Annotated in this window: 1 pseudogene; it reads right to left on the bottom strand. The window is 44.9% G+C overall.

Annotated elements, in window-relative coordinates:
- Positions 1-205, bottom strand: a pseudogene (locus NF418_RS10525) (hypothetical protein); the annotation flags it as partial.

Below are 205 nucleotides of genomic sequence, written 5' to 3' on the forward strand. Positions count from 1 at the left end.
CCTGTCAACTTGCCGTTTTCATCTACTGAAATGCCGTTAACTGGTGCTGATGGGGTAATCACTGTGTTTGGTGATTCCGGTGTAACAACTGTTGTATCTGAAACTGGCTGACCTTCAACTACCGTTGCTGGAGTTACGGTTGTATCCGTATTTGGTGTCTTAGGATCTGTACCATTTTGTTTCTCAACGTCGTCTGGAATACCGT

The sequence above is a fragment of the Streptococcus suis genome, assembly GCF_024509555.1.
Lineage (GTDB): Bacteria > Bacillota > Bacilli > Lactobacillales > Streptococcaceae > Streptococcus > Streptococcus suis_AD.